18 protein-coding genes are annotated in these 21,708 nt (G+C 66.6%); 7 read left to right on the plus strand and 11 right to left on the minus strand.

Going from position 1 to position 21,708, the window contains the following annotated elements; translation table 11 throughout:
- The first annotated feature begins 92 nt into the window (after positions 1–92).
- Both A9973_RS24220 and A9973_RS24225 read left to right on the plus strand, forming a co-directional pair.
- Positions 93–1,103: an acyltransferase gene (locus A9973_RS24220; protein WP_183016197.1), complete on the plus strand. Its 1,011-nt coding sequence runs from the start codon at positions 93–95 to the stop codon at positions 1,101–1,103.
- A gap of 294 nt (positions 1,104–1,397) precedes the next feature.
- Entirely contained in the window at positions 1,398–2,543 is a 1,146-nt protein-coding gene (locus A9973_RS24225) for an aromatic ring-hydroxylating dioxygenase subunit alpha (RefSeq protein ID WP_183016198.1), read from the plus strand.
- 85 nt (positions 2,544–2,628) lie between these two features.
- Here the strand turns inward: A9973_RS24225 and A9973_RS24230 are convergent, their stop codons facing one another.
- From A9973_RS24230 to A9973_RS24250, 5 genes are all read right to left on the minus strand, one after another.
- Positions 2,629–3,756: a TIGR03364 family FAD-dependent oxidoreductase gene (locus tag A9973_RS24230; RefSeq protein WP_183016199.1), complete on the minus strand. Its 1,128-nt coding sequence runs from the start codon at positions 3,754–3,756 to the stop codon at positions 2,629–2,631.
- Between the two features lie 103 nt (positions 3,757–3,859).
- The gene (locus A9973_RS24235; RefSeq protein ID WP_183016200.1) at positions 3,860–4,882 is read right to left on the minus strand and encodes a putative 2-aminoethylphosphonate ABC transporter substrate-binding protein; all 1,023 of its coding nucleotides are present in this window, start codon (positions 4,880–4,882) and stop codon (positions 3,860–3,862) included.
- A 124-nt stretch (positions 4,883–5,006) separates the two neighbouring features.
- Positions 5,007–5,837, minus strand: coding sequence for a phosphonoacetaldehyde hydrolase (gene phnX, locus A9973_RS24240; protein ID WP_183016201.1), 831 nt, complete (start codon positions 5,835–5,837; stop codon positions 5,007–5,009).
- Positions 5,838–5,852: 15 nt separating this feature from the next.
- Complete coding sequence (locus A9973_RS24245; protein WP_370539529.1) at positions 5,853–7,661, minus strand: putative 2-aminoethylphosphonate ABC transporter permease subunit; 1,809 nt, start codon at positions 7,659–7,661, stop codon at positions 5,853–5,855.
- Positions 7,639–8,712 (minus strand): putative 2-aminoethylphosphonate ABC transporter ATP-binding protein, encoded by a 1,074-nt coding sequence (locus A9973_RS24250; RefSeq protein WP_183016202.1) that lies wholly within the window; start codon positions 8,710–8,712, stop codon positions 7,639–7,641. Before A9973_RS24250 ends, A9973_RS24245 begins: the two co-directional genes overlap by 23 nt.
- Before the next feature lie 147 nt (positions 8,713–8,859).
- Here A9973_RS24250 and A9973_RS24255 point away from each other — a divergent pair, with 147 nt between their 5' ends.
- Positions 8,860–9,723, plus strand: coding sequence for a LysR family transcriptional regulator (locus tag A9973_RS24255; protein WP_183016380.1), 864 nt, complete (start codon positions 8,860–8,862; stop codon positions 9,721–9,723).
- 53 nt (positions 9,724–9,776) lie between these two features.
- Positions 9,777–10,346 (plus strand): phosphonate degradation HD-domain oxygenase, encoded by a 570-nt coding sequence (locus A9973_RS24260; protein ID WP_183016203.1) that lies wholly within the window; start codon positions 9,777–9,779, stop codon positions 10,344–10,346.
- Between the two features lie 7 nt (positions 10,347–10,353).
- Here the strand turns inward: A9973_RS24260 and A9973_RS24265 are convergent, their stop codons facing one another.
- Entirely contained in the window at positions 10,354–11,205 is an 852-nt protein-coding gene (locus A9973_RS24265; RefSeq protein ID WP_183016204.1) for a sulfurtransferase, read from the minus strand.
- 31 nt (positions 11,206–11,236) lie between these two features.
- Entirely contained in the window at positions 11,237–12,091 is an 855-nt protein-coding gene (locus tag A9973_RS24270) for a DMT family transporter (protein ID WP_183016205.1), read from the minus strand.
- A 153-nt stretch (positions 12,092–12,244) separates the two neighbouring features.
- Between A9973_RS24270 and htpX the strand changes: the two genes are divergently transcribed.
- On the plus strand, positions 12,245–13,126 hold the full coding sequence (gene htpX, locus A9973_RS24275; protein WP_183016206.1) for a protease HtpX: 882 nt from the start codon (positions 12,245–12,247) through the stop codon (positions 13,124–13,126).
- Positions 13,127–13,200: 74 nt separating this feature from the next.
- Here the strand turns inward: htpX and A9973_RS24280 are convergent, their stop codons facing one another.
- Entirely contained in the window at positions 13,201–14,592 is a 1,392-nt protein-coding gene (locus A9973_RS24280; RefSeq protein WP_183016207.1) for an L-serine ammonia-lyase, read from the minus strand.
- A gap of 174 nt (positions 14,593–14,766) precedes the next feature.
- Between A9973_RS24280 and A9973_RS24285 the strand changes: the two genes are divergently transcribed.
- Positions 14,767–16,428 carry a Na/Pi cotransporter family protein gene (locus A9973_RS24285; RefSeq protein ID WP_183016208.1) on the plus strand — a complete coding sequence of 554 codons (1,662 nt, stop codon included), beginning with the start codon at positions 14,767–14,769 and terminating at the stop codon, positions 16,426–16,428.
- Between the two features lie 46 nt (positions 16,429–16,474).
- Here the strand turns inward: A9973_RS24285 and A9973_RS24290 are convergent, their stop codons facing one another.
- From A9973_RS24290 to polA, 3 genes are all read right to left on the minus strand, one after another.
- Positions 16,475–17,263: a dienelactone hydrolase family protein gene (locus tag A9973_RS24290; RefSeq protein ID WP_183016209.1), complete on the minus strand. Its 789-nt coding sequence runs from the start codon at positions 17,261–17,263 to the stop codon at positions 16,475–16,477.
- A 54-nt stretch (positions 17,264–17,317) separates the two neighbouring features.
- Positions 17,318–18,157 carry a ZIP family metal transporter gene (locus tag A9973_RS24295; protein ID WP_183016210.1) on the minus strand — a complete coding sequence of 280 codons (840 nt, stop codon included), beginning with the start codon at positions 18,155–18,157 and terminating at the stop codon, positions 17,318–17,320.
- A gap of 115 nt (positions 18,158–18,272) precedes the next feature.
- The gene (gene polA / locus A9973_RS24300) at positions 18,273–20,990 is read right to left on the minus strand and encodes a DNA polymerase I (RefSeq protein ID WP_183016211.1); all 2,718 of its coding nucleotides are present in this window, start codon (positions 20,988–20,990) and stop codon (positions 18,273–18,275) included.
- Between the two features lie 64 nt (positions 20,991–21,054).
- Between polA and A9973_RS24305 the strand changes: the two genes are divergently transcribed.
- A complete protein-coding gene (locus A9973_RS24305; protein ID WP_183016212.1) occupies positions 21,055–21,681 on the plus strand; it encodes a TIGR00730 family Rossman fold protein in 627 nt (208 codons plus the stop codon).
- The last annotated feature ends 27 nt before the right edge of the window (positions 21,682–21,708 follow it).

Genomic DNA, 21,708 nt, shown 5'->3' on the forward strand with positions numbered 1-21,708 from the left:
GTCGGTTTTTTACGCCTTGCCTAACCGCTGGATACAGAAGCCGGGCGCATGCCGCTGCTAAGGTGAAAAAGGATTCACCAGCGGGAGCCCGGATGCCTGAAACCGAAGACCGATACGCCCGCCTGGACGCCGCCCGCTGGCTGGCGGCTGTGGCGGTCGTGCTGCTGCATAGCGCGGCGCTGATCGTCAGCGACCCGGCCGCCTATGGCCGCGGCGCCTGGCTGGCCGCCAATCTGTACGATTCGGCGGCGCGCTGGTGCGTGCCCGTCTTCGTCATGGTCAGCGGCGCACTGCTGCTGGACCCCGGCAAGCCCCACGACGCCCTCAAGTTCTACAGCCGCCGCATGGCGCGCATCTGCGCGCCGCTGGTGTTCTGGACCTTGTTCTATCTGGCCTGGCGCACCGGCCTGGACTGGTGGGACGACGGGCGCGTCGACTTTTCTTTCTGGCCGCGCAAGGTCGTCCAAGGCGAACCGTACTACCACCTCTGGTACCTGTACATGATCGTGGGGCTGTACCTGTTCGCCCCGCTGGCCCGCCTGCTGTATGCGCGCAGCACGCCGCGCGGACGCACGCTTTGGGTGGTGGGCATCCTGGGCGTGGCGATCCTGGACGCCCTGTACCGCCGCGCGCTGGGCGCGCCGCACGGCTTCTTCCTGACGTGGTTCCTGCCCTATCTGGGCTACTTCGTGGCCGGCCGCCTGATTTTCGACGGCGAAATGCGCGTCCCCCGGCCCGGCCTGATGCTGGCGGCCAGCGTCGCCGCCACCGCGCTGGGCGTCAGCGTCATGTCCAACGGCCACGCGCTGGACACCTACTTCTACGACTACTTCAGCCTGACGGTGCCGTTCATGTCGCTGGCCGCGTTCCAGTGGATCGTGTCGTCGCCGCGCCTGCCCCGGCTGGCTGCGCTGGCCCCGCTGACCTTCGGGGTCTATCTGATCCACCCCGTGTTCCTGGACGTGGCGCGGCGCGCGGGCGCCTTTACGGGCGGGAACCGCGATGCCTGGACCGTGCCGCTGCTGACCCTGGCCGTATTCGGCTTGTCGGCTGCCAGCAGCTGGCTTCTGAGGCGCCATCCGGCGACCCGCCGGCTCGTCTGAAAGACCTACGCCGGGAAGGGTTAATCGGCTTTTGCGGCCGGCCGGACACCCCCCTCGACAACTTCACCAAGCTTCACGGATCTTCACGGGCGTGGGGGAATCCCTTGGGGTACAATTCACGGCTTATTTGATCGGCCAGACACCGATTTTTCTTCGCGCCAGCACGGATTTAGCCAAGCTCGACTGTTGAGCTCAAGCGTTTGCAAAAGCAGTTCGCAAAATCGCTGGGCTTGAAACAAAAGCGCTTGGCAGAGCTCAAACCGTCCTGGCTTTTTTATCCGAGCGGAGGGAATCATGACCGACATCGGTCGGATGGCACATGTCGTGCCAGCTCGCACCCAGCTACCCGTCAGTGCTTATTTTGACGAAGCCCTCTTTGCCCGCGAGCAAGAACTCATTTTCAAGCAATCCTCGCAGTACGTCGGCCACCAGAAATTGGTGCCCGAGATCGGGGACTGGCGTACGTTGGTTCAGGAAAACGCAGGACGCGTGCTGGTTCGCAACCAGCAAGGCGTTGAACTCATCTCGAATGTCTGCCGTCACCGCCAGGCGTTGATGCTGGGCGGCGAGGCCGGCAATGTGGCCGGCAACTGCAATGCCCAGGGCAACCTGAAGGCCACCGGCGGCAACATCGTTTGCCCGCTGCACCGCTGGACGTACAACAACGAGGGCGAACTGTTGGGCGCGCCCCAGTTCGAGACCACGCCCTGCATGAACCTGCAGAAGTTCCGCCTGCGCGATTGCCATGGCTTGCTGTTCGAAGGCCCGCGCGATCCGGCCTCGGACATGGCCCCGCTGTTCTCGCGCCCGGAGTTCAACTTCGGCGACTACGTGCTCGACCATGTCGAAGTGCACCAGTGCAACTACAACTGGAAGACCTTCATCGAGGTCTACCTCGAGGACTACCACGTCGGTCCGTTCCACCCCGGCCTGGGCCGCTTCGTCACCTGCGACGACCTGACCTGGGAGTTCAACGACTGGTACAGCCTGCAGAAGGTCGGTGTACACAACGCGTTGGCGCAGCCGGGTTCGGACGTGTACAAGCAGTGGCACGACCGCCTGCTGTCGTTCCGCGACGGCGATGCGCCGGACTTCGGCGCGGTGTGGGTCACGTATTTCCCGACCCACATGATCGAGCTCTACCCGCACGTGCTGGTGCTGTCCACGCTGTACCCGAAGAGCCCGCAGGAAACGATCAACGTCGTCGAGTTCTACTACCCCGAGGAAATCTCGGCGTTCGAACGCGAATTCGTCGAGGCGCAGCGCGCCGCCTACATGGAAACGGCCATCGAAGACGATGAGATCGCCGAACGCATGGACGCGGGCCGCAGGGCCCTGATGCTGCGCGGCGTGAACGAGGCCGGCCCGTACCAGTCGCCGATGGAAGACGGCATGCAGCACTTCCACGAGTGGTACCGGCGCATCATGCAGGACCTGTAGGCACAGGGCTTGCCTGCCGTGGATAAAAAAGGGCCTCGCATACGTTGCGAGGCCCTTTTCATTGCACGTGGCGCGAAACGCGTCATTACCCGATCGCGCCCGCCACCGTGCGTTCGCCGATTGCCAGCCCCACCGTCATGCCGACGCCCGAGTGCATGACGGCTACGGTCGTCGCCGCGTCCACCGGCATCACCGAGAACGGCGCCGGGCCGTGGGCGCCATACACGCCCTGCCAACGTTCCAGCACGCGCAAGCGCGCGCCCAGCGCCTGCGAGGCCAGATCCAGCATGGCGTTGTCGACAGCCTCGTCGTTGAACGGGAACGCGTCCTGCCCGTAGCGGTGCGAATCCCCGATGATCAGCTCGCCGTTGGGCGTGGGGCTGATCAGCAGGTGAATGCCGTTCTCAAGCAGCATCGGCGTGCGCGCCTGGATCACGTCGCGCAGGACTTGCGCCGACGGCAGGTCCGAGAACGCGCCGTAATGCACGCAGGACAAGCCCGTCAGCACGGGACGGTCCAGCGCGATGGGGTTCGTCTCGAACGCCGCGCGCAACATCTGCAAGCGCGTGATCTCCAGATTCAGCGGCGCGAAGCGTTCGGGCAGCAGGGTCAGGTAGTCGTGGCCCGGGCAGACGAACACGTGCTTGCCCTGGAAGTCGCCGGCGGTAGTGCCGACCAGGCCGTTTTCCACGGCACGCGCCAAGGTGCCGGTGATGAAGGCCACGCCCAGCGATTCGGCCAGATAGCGCGTGATCGCGGGCAAGGCTTCGCGGGAATAGATCTGCAGGTCGTCATGGCCCTGCAGGCCAAGACAGTGGTGCGCCAGCTGCCCATCGTACAGGCCGGCCACGTCGCGGGCGGACAGCAGGCTGGCGCGGTAGCCTTCCTGCGCCAGCCGCGTCTCTGCGAACTCTTGCAGCACGGCGGCCTCGTCGGCATTGCGCGCCAGCACCAGGGCGCCGTTGGCGCGCACATGGAACCCGGCCTTGCCGGCCAGGTCCAGCCACAGTTCACGGGCCTGCTGCGCATGCGACAACATCATGCCGGGCGCCTGGCCGGTCACGATGACCTGGCCGAAGTTGCGGATCGTGGCGCCGTGCGCCTGACGGCTACGCTCGATCACGGCCACCGACAGGCCGCGCTTGGCGGCCGCCCAGGCGTGCGCGATGCCGAGCATGCCCGCGCCCACCACGATTACGTCGTAAGTTTTCATCTCTGGAACATTGCTGGAAGACATTCGGGGGAAGCCGCCGCGCGGCGGCGCTTCCCGGTATGCGGCGGCACGGCGCACGCCGCGCCGCCGCGCTGGCGGACGCTTACTTCTTCTTCGGCTCGGACTTGCCGTCGTAGCGCTTCGTCCATTCGGCGATGATGCGTTCGCGGTTCGTGGCGGCCCACACGAAGTCGTTCTTGATCATGCGCTTGGTCAGATCGGCCGGCAGGTTGGGGTTGGCCGTGGCGATGGACGGAATCGCCAGCACCGCGAAGTTGGCCTTGTACAGCTCGTTGGCTTCACGGCTGGCCGAGAAGTCGGCCAGCTTGCGGGCGGCTTCCAGGTTCTTCGTGCCCTTCATGATGGCGGTGGCTTCCACTTCCCAGCCCAGGCCTTCCGACGGGAACACGGCTTCAACCGGTGCGCCGTCGGCCTTCAGCTTGGCGGCGCGGTAGTCGAACGACACGCCGATCGGGAACTCGCCCGCGGCAGCCATGTTGCAAGGCTTCGAACCCGAGTGCGTGTACGAACCGATGTTCTTATGCAGGGCGTCCATGTAGGCCCAGCCCTTCTCTTCGCCGAAGATCTGCAGCCAGGCGCTGACGTCCAGGAAGCCCGTGCCCGAAGAGGCAGGGTTCGGCATGACGATCTTGCCGGCGTAGACCGGCTTGGTCAGGTCTTCCCACGACGTGGGCTTGGGCAGCTTCTGCTTTTCGGCTTCGATGGTGTTGAAGCAGATCGCGGCGGCGTAGCCATCCATGCCGACCCACGACGGCTCGGCCTTGGCGTCGCGCATGTTGGCGGCGATCTGGTCCAGGCCCTTGGGGGCGTAGGGCTGCAGCATGCCTTCCTTGTCCATCAGGCCCAACGCCGTACCGGCCAGGCCCCAGATCACGTCGGCCTTCGGGTTGCTTTTTTCAGCCAGGAGCTTGGCGGCGATGATGCCGGTGGAGTCGCGGACCCACTGGATCTTGATGTCGGGGTTAGCCTTCTCGAATGCGGCCTGGTAGACCTTGATCTGGTCGGCTTCGAGTGCGGTGTAGACCGTCAGCGTGGTCTCGGCGGAGGCGGCGCCCATCACGCCCGTCAGGGCGGCGGCCAGTGCAAGCAGCTTGTAGCGATTCATGAGGAACTCCGTGGATGAGCGGAAAAAAAGGGTGAGAGCCGCCCCCGCGGCCGGCGGGATGCCGGTTGCGGTGCGCGGGGTGAAAGAGGATTGCGGCCGGCGGCGCCGGCGGGACAGCGCTAGGTCAGGGGCGTTCGCCTCGTGCCAGACGGGCTTCGATATCGGTCACGACGGCCGGCAGGTCGGCCACCGTATCGATCAGGTAATGCGGCGAGGCGGACGAGAGCTCGCGGGTGGCCTCGGCGCGCGCCAGGTCGCGCCCGGCCTCGTCCAGGCTCAGGTATTCGTCCAGGGTCAGGCCGGCGGCGTTGCCCGACAGCAGCAGGCCCACCGTCCACATGCCGGCGCGGCGGCCTTCTTCGATGCCGGGCGACGTGTCGTCGACCTTGATGCAACCCGCGACGTCCGACAGGCCCAGTTCCACGACGTTCTTCAGCGCCATCGCCGGCGCCGGGCGCGCGCGCGGCACGTCGTCGCTGGCCACGATGCAGTCGGGCTCCAGGCCTTCGGAGGCGGCGCGCTCGACGACGCGGCGCATGACGCTGTCGGGATAGCCCGAGCAGGATCCGATCTTCAGGCCGTGCTGGCGCAGCGCGCGCAGCAGTTCGGCCGCACCGGGAATGGCCGCCGAATACTGCGCGACCTTTTCCATCTGCATCGGCAGGAAGCGCTCATAGATGACGGTCACGTCGTCATCGGTGGGCAGGCGGCCGAACTGGGCCTGATACTGGCTGGCGATAGCGGGCTGGTCGCACAGGGCGCGAATGTGGTCCCACTTGCCCACGCCCATCGGGCCGCGGGCTTCTTTCAACGACACGTCCATGCCGAACTGCGAGAACGCGTCCACGAACACCTTGGTGGGCGCGAAGGAACCGAAGTCGACCAGCGTGCCGGCCCAGTCGAAGATCACGGCTTCCAGTTGGACGGGCAAAGGGGAAACAGTCATGAGGGTCATCCTAGAAGTAAAGGTTCAGGGGGCCACGGGGCGGCGCCAGGCCTGGCTGCGCGCCACCAGTGCGCGACTGGCCAGATGCAGCACAAGCGCCGCGACGGCGGAACTGGCCATGATCACGGTGCACATGGCGGCGGCCGGACCGATGAAGCCTGCGTCATCCATGTTCAGCACGGCGACGGCGGCCAGCACCGTGGTCGGGCTGTACAGGAACACCACGGCCGACACGGTCGTCATGGCGGAAACGAACAGGTAGCGGGCGACATCCAGCGCCGCGGGCAGGCACATCGGCAAGGTCACGCGCAGGAAGGTCGTCATGCGCGGCACCTTCAGCGACGCCGAGGCGGCTTCGAACTCCGGATCGAGCGCGTTGAGCGCCGTGGCCGCCGTCAGATGCGCGCTGGTGTAGAAGTGGACGACCGTGCACAGGATCAGCAGCGGCATCGTCCCGTAGAGCACATTCAGGGGGTTCATCAGGCTATTGAAGAAGAAGATGTAGCCCAGGCCCAGTACCAGGCCGGGAACCGCCATCGGCATCAGCGCCAGCATGCTCACCGCGCCACGCAGGCCGCTGGCCACGGCGCCGCGCGCCGGCACTTTCTCCATCATCCAGGCGCCGACGAACACCACCACCGTGCCGATCAGGGCCGTGCAGAACGCCAGCTGCAAGCTGTTGCGCCAGGCCAGCCAGCCGCCGCCATCCATGTTGTCGAAATCGTAGGACCGCAGCGACAAGGACAGGTTGTACGGCCACATCTTCACGAACGACGCCCAGACGGCCACGCCGATGATCAGCAGCAGGAAGGCGGCCATCACGCCGGCCAGCGCCAGGAAGGCCGCATCGCGCCGGACATTCGCGCCCGAGACATAGGGCTGGGCCCGGCCGCTCATCTGGGCCCCTTGGCGGGCGCGCAACCGGCGGTCCAGCACGAAGGTCAGCAAGGCAGGCAGCAGCAACAGGATGCCGATGGCCGCGCCCTTGGGGAAATTCTGCTGGCCGACCACCGCCTTGTACGCTTCCATGGCCAGCACGTTGTAGTCGCCACCCACCACCTTGGGCACGCCGAAATCGGTCACCGTCAGCGTGAACACCACGCAGCAGGCCGAAAACACCGCATAACGGGTGCCGGGCAGGGTCACGGTCATGAAGGTGCGCCACGGACCGGCGCCCATCGCGCGGGCCGCGTCGTAGAGGCGGCCATCGGCCAGGGTCAGGCCGGTCAGCAGGATCATCAGCGCATGCGGGAAGGTGTAGAAGGCCTCGCCCACGACGATGCCCCAGAAGCCATAAATCGTGGCGCCGCCCGTCAGGCCCTTGAGCAGGCCCTGGTTGCCCAGCAGATAGACCAGCGCGATGCCGGGCAGCAGCGAAGGCGCCAGCAGCGGCAGCAAGGCGATGGTGCGCAGCAGGCCCTTGCCCGGCAGGCGCGTGCGGGTCAGGCCGTAGGCGAAACCGTAGGCGCAAGGCACCACCATCAGCATCGTGACGATGCCGACGGTCAGGCTGCGCCCGACCATGGACAGGAAGCCGTCCGCGCCGATAATGCCGGTCACGACCGACAGGCCCGCCCAGGCGCCGTCGCTGTCGGTGACGGACTTGGCCAGGATCGCCGCCAGCGGCAATGCCAGGAACAGCACCAGGAACAGCACCAGCGCGCCCTGCCCCGCCGTCAATCCCAGCGTGCCGATCCAGCCGGGCAGCGGGCGGCGGCCCAGGACGGCCATGACGGCGGGCTGAGCGGCCGCAGCGGATGGCACGGCGGCGGCGGCCGGCTCGGCGGCGGAGGGTCCGGTCACGGCGGAATCAAGCGTAGGCGCGAATCGCATGGCGCGGCAGCTCCACCCAGCAGCGGCTGGCAGCGTGAGGGCCCAACAGGGCGTCTCCGATTTCAGGGGACACGATGGAATGCACGGTGGACCCGGGCACGCCTTCCAGGCGCAGGGCCAGACGGTAGCCGCGGCCCAGGAACACGCCGTCCAACACGTCGGCCAGCATGGAGTTGGGTTCTTCCGGACGCGCCATGCTGACGCGCACCGCTTCGGGGCGCACGAACAGCTTGCCCGACGCGCCGTCCAGCGCCTCGTCCACGGCCAGTTCCTGGCGGCCCACGCGGGCGCGGTGGGCATCGATGCGCTCGAACGGCAGCCAATTCGCCTCGCCCACGAAATCGGCGATGAAGGCCGAACCCGGCTGGCGGTAGAGTTCGCGCGGGGTGCCGTACTGTTCGATCACGCCGCCGTTCATGACGGCGATGCGGTCGGCCATCACCATGGCTTCTTCCTGGTCATGCGTCACCATCAGCGTCGTGATGGACAGGCGCTTCTGCAAGGCGCGCAGTTCGATGCGCAGATGCTCGCGCACCCGGGCATCCAGGGCGGACATGGGTTCGTCCAGCAGCAATAGGGACGGCGACGGTGCCAGCGCGCGCGCCAGGGCCACGCGCTGCTGCTGGCCGCCGGAGATCTGCCCCGGATATTTTTCCGCCGCGCCCGACAGGCCCACCAGGGCCAGCATTTCCTCGACCCGGCTGGCGACGTGCTTGCGGTGGGCGCGCTTGCCGCTCAGGCCGTAAGCCACGTTCTGGGCCACGGTCAGGTTGGGAAACAGCGCATAGGACTGGAACAGGATGCCGTAGTCGCGCTCTTGCGGCTCGGCGTGCGAAATATCCCGGCCCGACAGCACGATGGCGCCGCTGTCCTGACGCTCCAGGCCGGCGATGGCCCGCAGCAGTGTCGTCTTGCCGCAACCGGACGGGCCCAGCAGGCACACCAGCTCTCCCGCGCGGATATCCAGCGAAACATCGGCCAGCGCCGTATGGCTGCCGAACCGTTTCACGAGATTTCGAACTGTCAGGAAGGCGTTATCGGGTTGGGGCATGGTGCCTCCGGTCTGGGAACGAAGGCAGTATGGAAGCCGCGTATTGAGTGTTTATGACACTTCGCGCAAATGCAGTAATAAAAACATCAAATTATTTTGGTGTACTGGCGGTCTTGCGCATTGCGTCCCTTTCCCGCCCCCATCATCGTGCTCGTCGCCGAACTCAAATCCTTCTATGCCGTGGCCCGCTGCGGCACCGTCACCAAAGCCGCCGCCCAGTTGGGCGTCAGCCAGCCCACGGTGACGGGGCAGTTGCGCCAGCTGGAGTCGCGTTACGGCGTCGAACTGTTCCACCGGCAAGGCCGCGGCATGCGCCTGTCCGACGCCGGCCAGAGCCTGATGCCCATGGTGGAGAAGCTGGTCCAGCAGGAAACCGAGATCGATTTCCGGCTGCGCGACGCCAGCGACCTGCGCGAAGGCAACCTGCGGATCGGCGCCACCGGCCCCTTCTACATCATGGACACGGTGCGCCGTTACAACCAGCGCTACCCGGGCATCGACCTGACCGTGACGATCGGCAACTCGCAGTCGATGCTGCAGGCGCTGCACGACTACCGCATCGAGATTGCCACGTCTTCCTTTCTGATGGATGACAAGCACCTGTACCGCCGGATGATCGCGGCCGACCCGATTCGCGTGGTGACGCACCGCGACCACCCGCTGGCGCGCCGCAGCCAGGTCCGTCTGGCCGATCTGGCCGACCACGCCGTGCTGTTGCGCGAACCCGGCTCCATGACGCGCCAGTTGACCGAGGACGCCCTGGCGGCGGCCGGGGTCACCGTGCGGCGCACGCTGGAGATCGGCAGCCGGGAATCGATCCGCCAAGCCATCCTGTGCGAACTGGGCATCAGCCTGATCCCGTCGCGTGAAATCCCGTCGCACCCCGATCTGGCCGCCCTGGACATCCAGGGCGCCGACATCGTGATGAACGAATACCTGTACTGCCTGCGCGAGCGCCAACCGGTGCAATTGATCGCGCGCTTTCTGGAGATGGCGCCGGCAGCCGGCTGACCCGCCAGGGTCACTGCCCGCCTCTTCCCCTTGCGGCCACTCAGGAGACAACCATGGCCTTCACCTTGCAAGAAATCGAGCAGATTTTCCTGGAACGCGGACACCGTTCCTATCACGGCGAGTCCGTCAGCCATTTGCGGCATGCGCTGCAGACGGCGGCGCTGGCCGAGCGCAACGGCGCCAACGCGCAACTGATCACCGCCTGCCTGCTGCACGACTTGGGCCATCTGATCGCCGACCGGCCCGGCACGCCCACGCTGCGCGGCATCGACGACAAGCACCAGTATTTCGTGCTGCCGTTCCTGCGCGGCCTGTTCAGTTCAGCCGTGCTGGACCCCATCAGGCTCCACGTGGAAGCCAAGCGCTACCTCTGCTATGTGGAGCCGCAATATGAAGCGTCGCTCTCCGAGGATTCGAAGCGCAGCCTGGCATTGCAGGGGGGCAGTTTCGACGCGGGCCAGGCGGTGGATTTCGCGAGCATGCCCGGCGCGCCGGATGCGATTCGCCTGAGGCGCTGGGACGACATGGCCAAGGTGCCGGGGCTGGCCACGCCGCCCCTGGACCACTTCCTGGAAATCGCGGAAAGCGTCTCGGGACGGGTGAAGCTGGCCGCGATCTGGTGAGGGCCGCTTAGGCGTCTTTAGCCACCGGGCGCGACGGGTCGCTGCACCATTCGCTCCAGGAGCCCGGGTACAGGCGCGACCCCGTCAGGCCCGCGATCTCCATCGACAGCAGGTTGTGGCAGGCTGTGATGCCCGAGCCGCACTGGTGGACGATGGAGGCCGGGTCGCGGCCGTCCAGCAGGCTGGAGAATTCGGCGCGCAGCTGTTCGGCGCTTTTGAAGCGGCCGTCGGCCTGCAGGTTTTCGCCGTTGGGGCGGTTCAACGCGCCCGGAATGTGCCCGGCCACGGGATCCATGGGCTCGACCTCGCCGCGGTAGCGGTTGGCGGCGCGCGCGTCGATCACGGTGAAGGACGGCTGGGCGATGTTGTCCAGCACCGCCTTCGCGTCCACGGCGCCCGCCAGCGACGGGCCCGGCTCCACGGGCTTGCCTGCCTGGACGGCGGCAGCGGCTTCGGTGACGGTCGGCAATCCGGCGGCCACCCAGGCCTGCCAGCCGCCGTCCAGCACGGCCACGCGGTCGTGGCCCAGCCAGCGCAACATCCACCACAGGTGCGCGCCATACATGCCGCCGCTGGCGTCGTAAGCCACGACCAGCGTCTGCGGCGTCACGCCGTGCGCGGCCATCAGCGCGCCGAACCCGGCCCGCGAGGGCAAGGGGTGGCGGCCGTTTTTGCCGGTACGCGGCGCGGCCAGTTCGGTCTCGTGGTCCAGGTGGCGGGCGCCGGGGATATGGCCGGCGTCATAGGCCTGACGGCCGGCCGCATGGTTGGTCAGGTCATGGCGCACATCGAACACGCGCACGTCGGGCGTACCCAGGCGAGCGGCCAGATCGGCGGCGGAAATCAGTGTCATCGTCATTCGGTGTGCTCCGGGTCGAGAGGAACGCGGGTCAGGCCGGCTTGGGGTCGCGCATCGTGCGCCACACCGACAGCAGCCCCGCGGAAATGATCAAGCCCATGCCGGCCCAGGCCACGCCGTCCAGGTGGTCGCCCCAGAGGCCCATGCCCAGCAAGGCCGCGAAGATAATGGTGCTGTATTGCAACGCTGCGGTCAGCAGCGCCGACCCCATGCCGAAGGCCCGGGTCATGGCCAACTGGCCGAACATGCCGGCCACGCCGACGCCGAACAGCGACGCGTAACCCTGCCAGTCGGCGTGGCCCCAGCCTTCGAACCACAACCCGGCCAGGCTGGACACGCAGACTGCCACGGAAAAGAACAGCACGGTGCGCCATTCTGGTTCGCCGATGCGGCCCAATTGGCGGATCTGCATCATGGCGATCGCCGACATGGCGCCTGCGCCCATCCCCATCACCGCGGCCACCCACTGGTCGTCGTTGATGCTGGGCCGCAGCACGGCGATCACGCCCAGGAAGCCCAGCGCCACCGCCACGATGCGCACCGGGTCGCGCTGCGCGCCGCCCCAGCCCAGCATCCAACAGGCGATGAAAAGCGGCGCGGTGTAGTTCAGGCTGGTGGCGGTGGCCAGCGGCAGGTGAGAAATGGCGAAAAATCCCAGCCACATCGACGTGACGCCGGACAGGTTGCGCCACAGGTGCAGCTTCCAGCTGGTCGGAATGATGGATTGCCGGCCGGCGCGCGCCCACAGCAGCAGGAGGATCACCGAAGGCAGCCCGCGGAACAGGACGATCTGCGGGAGGGAGGCGCCGTGCTCGGTGCCGAGCTTCACGAACGACCCCATGATGGCGAACATGGCGGACGCCAACAACATCCAAAGAGCCTGCATTGGGGTCTGCGCTAAGGGAAAAGTGGGGGTGGAATAGGGGAAAGCGATACTATACTCTTCGTCGCCGGGAGCGGCGCCGGCGAGTCGGGGAACTGGCTGGCCGCCGCGATGTCGAACCCGGGTATTTCCCGCTCGCAGAGGAACACAAAAAACATGAAACGCATTGTCTTGTTCGTCATCACCAACCTGGCCGTCATGCTCGTGCTGTCGGCCACGCTGCGCATCCTGGGCGTAGACCGCTACATCACCGCCAACGGCCTGAACCTGAACGCCCTCCTGATCTTCTCGGTCGTCGTGGGCTTCACGGGCGCGATCATCTCGCTGCTGATCAGCAAGCCGATGGCCAAATGGAGCACCGGCGCGCAGGTGCTGGACCCGAACGCCCCGCGCAACCAGCGCGAAGCCTGGCTGCTCGACACCGTGCACCAGCTGGCCGACCGCGCCGGCATCGGCCGCCCGGAAGTCGCCATCTATGACGGCGCCCCCAACGCATTCGCCACCGGCGCGTTCAAGAACGACTCGCTGGTCGCCGTGTCGACGGGCCTCCTGGAAAGCATGAGCGAAGAGGAAGTCGCCGCCGTGCTGGCGCACGAAGTGGCCCACATCGCCAACGGCGACATGGTCACGCTGACGCTCATCCAGGGCGTGGTGAACACGTTCGTCGTGTTCCTGGCCCGGGTGGTCGGCTACTTCATCGACCGCGTCGTGTTCAAGAACGAACGCGGCATCGGCCCGGGCTACTACATCACCGTGCTGGTCTGTGAGATCATTTTCGGCGTCCTGGCCTCCATCATCGTGGCCTGGTTCTCGCGCCAGCGCGAATACCGCGCCGACGCCGGTTCCGCCCACCTGATGGGCGCGCGCGAACCCATGATCCGTGCCCTGGCCCGCCTGGGCGGCCTGGAACCGGGCGACCTGCCCAAGTCCTTCGAAGCCTCGGGCATCACCGGCCGAGGCGGCTTCGCGGCCATGTTCGCTTCGCACCCGCCGATCCCGTCCCGCATCGCCGCGCTGCAGAACGCGCGAGTCATCTAAGCCAGCCCCGGCTAGACGGCAACAAAAAGCCCCTCCTCGGAGGGGCTTTTTCATGGGCGGCGCCTGCCGGCGCTTCAGCACTCGACGATGTTCACCGCCAAGCCGCCACGCGCGGTTTCCTTGTACTTGGTCTTCATGTCGGCGCCGGTTTCCCGCATGGTCTTGATCACCGAGTCCAGCGACACGTAATGCTGCCCGTCGCCGCGCAGCGCCATCCGGGCCGCGTTCACGGCCTTGATGGAGGCCATGGCGTTGCGCTCGATACAGGGAATCTGCACCAGGCCGCCCACCGGGTCGCACGTCAGGCCCAGGTTGTGCTCCATGCCGATCTCGGCGGCGTTCTCGACCTGCTCGACCGTGCCGCCCAACGCCGCCGCCAGGCCGCCGGCGGCCATCGAACACGCGACACCCACCTCTCCCTGACAGCCGACTTCGGCGCCCGACAGCGACGCGTTGTACTTGTACAGCAGCCCCACCGCAGCGGCGGTCAGCAGGAATTCCCGCACGCCCTCGCGGTTGGAACCGGGCACGAAACGGTCGTAGTAGTGCAGCACGGCCGGGATGATGCCCGCCGCGCCGTTGGTCGGCGCCGTCACGACGCGGCCGCCCGCGGCATTCTCTTCGTTGACCGCCATGGCGTACAGGTTCACCCAGTCCATCACGGACAAGGGGTCGGACAGCGTGCGCTCGGCGCGCTGCGTCAGGTTGCGGTACAGCTCGGGCGCGCGCCGGCGCACCCGCAGCGGGCCGGGCAATTCGCCGTCGGCTTCCGGGTAGTTGATGCCGCATCCACGCGACACGCAGTCCTGCATGACTTGCCAGATGCGGTCCAGGCCGCTGCTGGTTTCCGAGGCCTCGCGCCAGGTCAGTTCGTTCTGCATCATCAGCTGGGCCACCGACAGCCCGCTTTCGCGGCACATGGCCAGCAGTTCGCGGCCCGAGCGGAACGGGTACGGCAGCTGGTTGTGGGCGGCGATGACCTGGCTGTTCGAGGCGCCCGCCGTCACCACGAAGCCGCCGCCCACCGACAGGTAGCGCGATTCGCGCAGCGACTCGCCGTTGGCGTCCATTGCGTGGAATTTCATGCCGTTGGGGTGCTCGGCCATGGCTTCCCGGCGGTAGAACACCATGTGCTCTTTTTCGATGAACGACACCGGGTAGCGGCCCAGCAGCGGCAATTGGCGGCTGGCGCGCACAGAGGCGACCATGCCGGCGATGGCGGCCGGGTCGACCGTATCGGGGGCTTCGCCCATCAGGCCCAGCAGCACGCCCTTGTCAGTGCCGTGCCCCTTGCCGGTGGCGCCCAGCGACCCGTAGAGTTCGGCGCGGACGTAGGCCACGCGCGGCATCAGGCCATCGCGCTCAAGCCCTTGCGCGAACAGCAAGGCGGCCCGCATCGGGCCCACCGTATGGGAGCTAGACGGGCCAATGCCTATCTTGAACAGATCAAATACGGAAACGGCCACGCAACACCCCAGTACATCAAAGAATAGTCAGGCAATGATACGCGTAGCCACAGCCGCACGCAGCAAAGCCCCGCCGGGCGTATGCTGTATCAGGCCTACGGGTTTCCCCGCCCAGCCAGGCGTGCGATCATTACAGAATTATTACTTGTCATAAAAAGAAGGGAACACCCCTGGATGTCTGGACTTATTACCCTGCTTGACTTCGCCGGATATGTCGCACTGCTCCTTTGGGGAGTGCACATGGTCCAAACCGGCGTCCAGCGCGCCTTCGGAGCCGCCCTGGGCGCGGCGCTGGGCAAGGCGCTGGGCACCCGGCTGCGCGCTTTCGCCGCCGGGCTGGGCATCACCGCCGCCTTGCAGAGCAGCACGGCCACCGGCCTGATGATCACCGGCTTCGCGGCCGGCGGCCTCGTCGGCCTGGTGCCGGCGCTGGCCGCCATGCTGGGGGCCAACGTCGGCACCACGCTGATCGTCCAACTGCTGTCCTTCGACCTGACCTCGCTGGCCCCGATCCTGATCCTGGCGGGCGTCTGGATGTTCCGCCGCTATCCGCCCGGCCGCACGCGCGACCTGGGCCGGGTGTTCATCGGCCTGGGGCTGCTGCTGCTGTCGTTGCACCAGCTGGTCGAACTGTTCGAGCCCTTCCAGACCGCCCCCATGCTGGGCATGGTGCTGGACGCCCTGGCCACCCAGCCTGTCGCCGCCGTGCTGCTGTCGGCCGCCTTCACCTGGGCCGCGCACTCCAGCGTGGCCGTGGTCGTGCTGGTGATGTCGCTGGCCAGCCACCACATGGTCGCGCCGCACGTGGCCTTTGCGCTGGTGCTGGGCGCCAACCTGGGCACCGCCATCAATCCGATGATCGAAGGCGTGACGGGCGACGACCCGGCCGCCCGCCGTCTGCCCCTGGGCAATCTGCTGACCCGGGTGCTGGGCGTGCTGGCCGGCCTGTTGCTGCTGCCGGTGCTGCAACCGCTGATGAGCGAAATGGCCAGCGACCCGGCGCGCGCCGTCGCCAACTTCCACACGCTGTTCAACGCGGTGATCGCCCTGGTATTCCTGCCGCTCTTGACCCCTTACGCGGCGCTACTCACCCGCTGGCTGCCCAAGCGCGCCGACCCGAACGACCCGTCCCGTCCCCAATACCTGGACGAATGGGCGCACGACGTCCCGGCCGTGGCGCTGGGCAATGCAGCCCGCGAGGCCCTGCGCATGGCCGACATGGTGCAGACGCTGCTGCTGTACGCCCGCGCCGGCTTCAAGCGCGACAACCGCCACCGCCTGGTGCAGGCGCGCCAGTTGGACGCCGCGCTGGACAAGCTTGAAAACGCGATCACGACCTACCTGGCCACGCTGGACCAGGAAAACATGACGCGCGACGACATCCAGCGCATGGACGACATCCTGGCGTTCACCAGCAATATCGGCCACGCGGGCGACATCGCCCACCACGGCCTGCTCAGCCACGTCGCCAAGCTGCGCAAGCAGGGCTGGACCTTCTCGCCCGAGCAGCGCGCCAGCCTGGACGACACCCTGGGCCAGCTGATCGCCAACGAACGCCAGGCCGCCGCGCTCTTCGTCAACGACGACCTGCGCCAGGCCCGCGCCCTGGCCGGCGAAAAGAACCGCTTCCGCACGATCGAGACCCAGGCGGCGGACACGCACCTGCAGAAGATCAAGGCGGGCCAGGTCGACGCCGCCGAAGTCGGCGCACTGTACCTGGACATCCTGCGGGACATGAAGGGGATCAACTCGCACCTGGTGGGTGCCGCGGCCTATCCCTTGCTCGCCCGCCACGGCGAACTCCTCCCCAGCCGGCTACGCGAAACCGGAAATTAAAAAAAAGCCGACCTCATCAGGTCGGCTTTTTTTCAGCTCCGCGCGACTACAGATACCGCTGGAACCACTCCACCATCCGCTTCCAGCCATCCTTGGCGGCTTCGGGCTTGTAGCTGGCCCGATAGTCCGCCATGAAGGCGTGGTCCGCGTCGGGGTACACCACGAATTCCGACTGCTTGGCGGCGGCGTTGCCGTTGGCCAGCTTGGCCTTCATCGTCTCGATGTCCGCCACCGGGATGCTGGCGTCCTTGGCGCCGTACAGGCCCAGCACCGGGCCGTGCAACTCGTTGACCACGTCATAGGCGAAGCGTTTGATCAGCGGGCCATGGCCGACGCTGAGCTTGCCGTACCAGGCCACGGCGGCGCGCACGTTCGGATTGTGCGCCGCGTACATCCACGTCAGGCGCCCGCCCCAGCAAAAGCCCGTCACGGCCACGCGGCGGGCGTCGCCGCCGTTCTGCGCGGCCCAGGCCACGCTGGCGTCCAGGTCCGCGAACACCTGCTCGTCCGGCACCTTGCTGACCAATTCGGCGATGAGCTTCGGGATGTCGGTATAGACCGAGGCGTCGCCCTGGCGCTCGTACAGGTTGGCGGCCACGGCCAGATAGCCGGCTTTGGCGACCCGGCGGCAGATGTCCTTGATGTGCTCGTGCACGCCGAAGATCTCCTGCACGACCAGCACGATGGGCAGGTCGCGGCGGCCTTCTGGCGCAGCGTAGTAGGCGGCGATGGAGCCATCGGCCACGGGTAGCTTGAAATCCCCGTGGACGAGGCCCTGCGTGTCCGTATGGATGACGGTGGGAGCGACGTTGCCGGCGGCGGCGGAAAAACTCATGGAGTACTCCTGTGTAGGGGTCAACGACACCGGGCCTCCCGTTTCCGTGCGTCCCTAGTGCGGGTGGGCATGCTCCGCATGGGGCGCGCCGTGGCCGGCGTCGGCCCCGTGCTCGTGCCCATGGTGCATCAGGGTCGTCACGCTGTAGATCAGCGCCACGCCCACGCCTACCAGCAGCAATTGCGGGACGGCATCCGAAAGGGATACCCGTTCGTGCATCTGCGGCATCAGGTCGGCCACCGAGATGTAAAGGAAGCTGCTGGCGGCGATCACCAGCACATAGGGCACCCAGCCCTGTGCTTGCTGAAGCACGAAGTACCCTATTATGCCGCCCAAGGCTGAACACAAGCTGGTGAACAGGATCAGGGAAAAGGCCCGGCGGCGCGCCAGCCCGGCATTCAGCAGCACGACGAAATCGCTCAGCTTGTGCGGCACTTCGTGCACGATGATCGATGCGGCCGTCAACACGCCCAGCAGCGGATCCGTCAGGAACGCCGCCGCCACCAGCACGCCGTCGCACAGGTTGTGCAGCGAACTGCCGATCAGGATCAGCACCCCGCCCCGCCCCGCTTCGTGGTGGTCGTGGCCCTTGTGGTGGTGGTGGCCGTCGCCCTCGTGGTGATGGCTATGGCGCAGCAGCGCGATCTTCTCCAGCACGAAGAAGCCGATCAGCGACGCCAGCATCAGCCCGAACAGCGCGTGGGCGTCGCCCACCGCGCCCTCGAACGCCTCGGGCAGCAGGTGCAGCAGCGCCACCGACAGCAGCACGCCCACCGACAGGCTCACCATGTGATGCAGGTATTGGGCGAACACCTTGTAGGCCAGCCAGCTGGCGACAAGGACGGCGATAAGGCCACCGGTGACGGTGGCAAGCAAGACCCAGAGCAGCAACATTTGGGGGACGCAATATAGGCGGGGGAAGCGCAACATTATATTGTTGCAATCCCAAAATCGGAAATGGGCCGCCCGAAGGCGGCCCACCGGTCCTGCGGGCGATCAGGCGCCGGGCTTAGTGCGCCTGTTCCCAGTTCTTGCCCATGCCCACCTCGGCGACCAGCGGCACACGCAGCTCGGCTACGCCGCACATCAGGCGCGGCAGCGCTTCCTTGACGAGATCGATCTCGGCGTCGGGCGCTTCCAGCACCAGTTCATCGTGCACCTGCATGATCATGCGGGTCTGCAGCTTTTCGGCTTCCAGCCAGTCCTGCACGGCCACCATGGCCATCTTGATCAGGTCGGCCGCGGTGCCCTGCATCGGCGCATTGATGGCCGCGCGCTCCGCCCCCTGGCGGCGCGGACCGGAGGCGCCGCGGATTTCCGGCAGTTGCAGGCGGCGCCCGAACACGGTTTCCACGTAGCCCTGCTCACGCGCCAGCCGGCGGGTGTTTTCCATGTACATCGCCACGCCGGGATAGCGGGCGAAATAGCGGTCGATGTACGCCTGGGCGGCGTCGCGCGTGATGCCCAGGTTGGACGCCAGGCCGAACACGCCCATGCCGTAGATCAGGCCGAAGTTGATGGCCTTGGCCGCGCGGCGCTGCTCGGTCGACACGTCTGCCAGGGCCACGCCGAACACCTCCGACGCCGTGGCGCGGTGGATGTCCTCGCCGGCGGCGAAGGCGCGCTGCAGGTTGGCGTCGTCCGAGACGTGCGCCATGATGCGCAGTTCGATCTGCGAATAGTCAGCCGACAGCAGCAGGCCCTGCTCGGCGATGAACGCTTCGCGCACGCGGCGGCCGGCCTCGGTGCGGACCGGGATGTTCTGCAGGTTGGGGTCGGACGAGGCCAGGCGGCCCGTAATCACCGCGGCCTGCGCGTAGCGCGTGTGCACGCGCCCCGTGTCCGGGTTGATCATGCGGGGCAGCTTGTCCGTGTAGGTCGACTTCAGCTTGGACAGGCCGCGGTATTCCAGCAGCACCTGCGGCAGCGGGTAGTCTTGCGCCAGCTTGGTCAGCACGTCTTCATCCGTGGACGGCGCGCCGCCTGCGGTCTTGCGCACCACCGGCAACTGCATGCGGTCGAACAGGATCTCGCCCAATTGCTTGGGGGAATTCAGGTTGAAAGGCTGGCCGGCCAGCTCATAGGCCTTTTGCTCCAGGCGCAGCATTTCCTGGCCCAGCTTGTGGCTTTGGCGGCCAAGCTCGGCGGCGTCCACCTTCACGCCGTTGCGCTCGATCGTGGTCAGCACCGCCGACACCTGGATCTCAAGCTGGTAGACGCGGTTCAGCCCTTCGTCGGCCGCCACCATCGGACGCAGCACCTGATGCAGCTGCAACGTGAAGTCAGCGTCTTCGGCGGCGTAGTGGCCGGCCTTGTCGACCGCCACCTCGTCAAAGCCGATCTGCTTGGCGCCTTTGCCGCACAGGTCCTCGTAGGACACGCCGCTGCGGCCCAGGTACCGCTGGGCCAGGTCGTTCAGGCCCACGCCGCGATGGGATTCCAGCACGTACGCTTCAAGCATCGTGTCTTCGGCGATGCCTGCCAGCTTGATGCCTTCGTTGGCGAACACGTGGGCGTCGTACTTGGCGTGATGCAGCAGCTTGGCGCGCGAGGCGTCCTCAAGCCACGGCTTCAGGCGCGCCAGCACCTCGGCCTTGGGCAGCTGGGTCGCGCCGTCGGGGCCGCGATGCGCCACGGGGATGTAGCAGGCCACGCCCGGCTCCACCGCCAGCGACAGGCCCACAAGCCTGGCCTGCATCTGATCCAGCGAGGTCGTCTCGGTGTCCAGCGCCACCAGGGACGCGCCCTGCAGCTTGCCGAACCACGCGTCGAATTCAGTCCAGTCGGAAATGATGCGGTAATCCAGCTCGGCGGGCGCCGCGGGCACGTCCGCCGCGATGCGCGCGTCGCCGGTGGGCACGCGTTCGGCGTCGCCCGTCAGGTCGCGCAGCCAGGTGCGGAAGCCGTAGCGTTCGTATAGCTCGGTCAGCGTGGCGTCGTCGCGTTCACGCGGCGTCAGATCGTCCACGCTTTCGACGTGGCCGGTCAGGTCGCAGTCGTACTTCACCGTCAGCAATTGGCGGGTCAGCGGGAAATTCGGGATGGCCTCGCGCAGATTGCTGCCGGCCACGCCCTTGATGCCGTCGGCGCCTTCGACCAGCTTGTCGACGGAACCGAATTCCGTCAGCCATTTGACGGCCGTCTTGGGGCCGACCTTGGTCACGCCGGGGACGTTGTCCACCGTGTCGCCCACCAGCATCAGGTAGTCGACGATGCGGTCGGGCGGCACGCCGAATTTGTTGACCACACCCGGCTCGTCCAGCACTTCACCCGTCATCGTGTTGACGAGCGTGACGTGGCTGTTGACCAGTTGCGCCAGGTCCTTGTCGCCGGTCGAGACGATGGTGTGCACATCGTGTTCGGCCGCGCGCTTGGCCAAGGTGCCGATCACATCGTCCGCTTCCACGCCCTCGATGGCCAGCACCGGCCATCCCAGCGCGCGCACCGCGCGGTGGATGGGCTCGATCTGCGCCGCCAGGTCTTCAGGCATGGGGGGACGGTGCGATTTGTATTCGGGATACAAATCGTCCCGGAAGGTCTTGCCGCGGGCATCGAAAATACATGCGGCATACTCTGCCTTGTGGTCAGATACAAGCTTGCGCAACATGTTCACCACGCCATAGAGCGCACCCGTAGGTTCGCCTTGCGCATTGCGCAAATCAGGCATAGCGTGGAAAGCGCGGTACAAGTAACTTGAACCGTCGACCAGTAATAAGGTTTTTTTCATGGTTACAAAGGCAGATATGGCAATAACTGCGGAAACACCCGCCAACAAACAAATTCCGCTGATTATGTCAGAGATACGGACGGCGGCAGACAAGCTCGCAAACATCGGGCCCGCAGTCAGCGTCTTCGGCAGCGCACGAGTCAGTCGCAATTCCCCCCACTATGAAACCACCGTCGCCATATCGGCCGCCCTCGCCGGCGCCGGTTTCGCGGTCATCGCCGGGGGCGGCCCCGGCATCATGGAGGCAGCCAACAAAGGCGCGTTCGAAGCGGGCGGTACCAGCATCGGGTTGAACATCAGCCTGCCGCACGAAGCGCACAACAACGAATACCAGACCATCAGCCTGTCGTTCGAATATTTCTTTTCGCGCAAGGCGACGTTCTTCATGCACAGCTTCGCCTACGTGGCGATGCCGGGCGGCTTCGGCACCCTGGACGAGCTATTCGAAGCGTTGACGCTGATCCAGACGGGCAAGGTCCCGCCCGCGCCCATCGTGCTGGTGGGCAGCGAATACTGGTCCGGCCTGGTGGAATGGCTAGGCGGCCAGGTGCTGGGCAACGGCATGATCGGCGCGCACGACCTGGACCTCTTCATCATCGAAGACGATCCCGTCAAGGTGGTCCGCCGGGTGGTGGAGTTCCACGAAAAGGTCAACTCGGACGCGCAATACGCGCCCTCCATGCCGGCCTGATCCTGCCTTCCCACCCCATGGAAAATG

The sequence above is a fragment of the Achromobacter sp. UMC46 genome (genome assembly GCF_014170335.1).
Classification (GTDB): Bacteria; Pseudomonadota; Gammaproteobacteria; order Burkholderiales; family Burkholderiaceae_B; genus Achromobacter.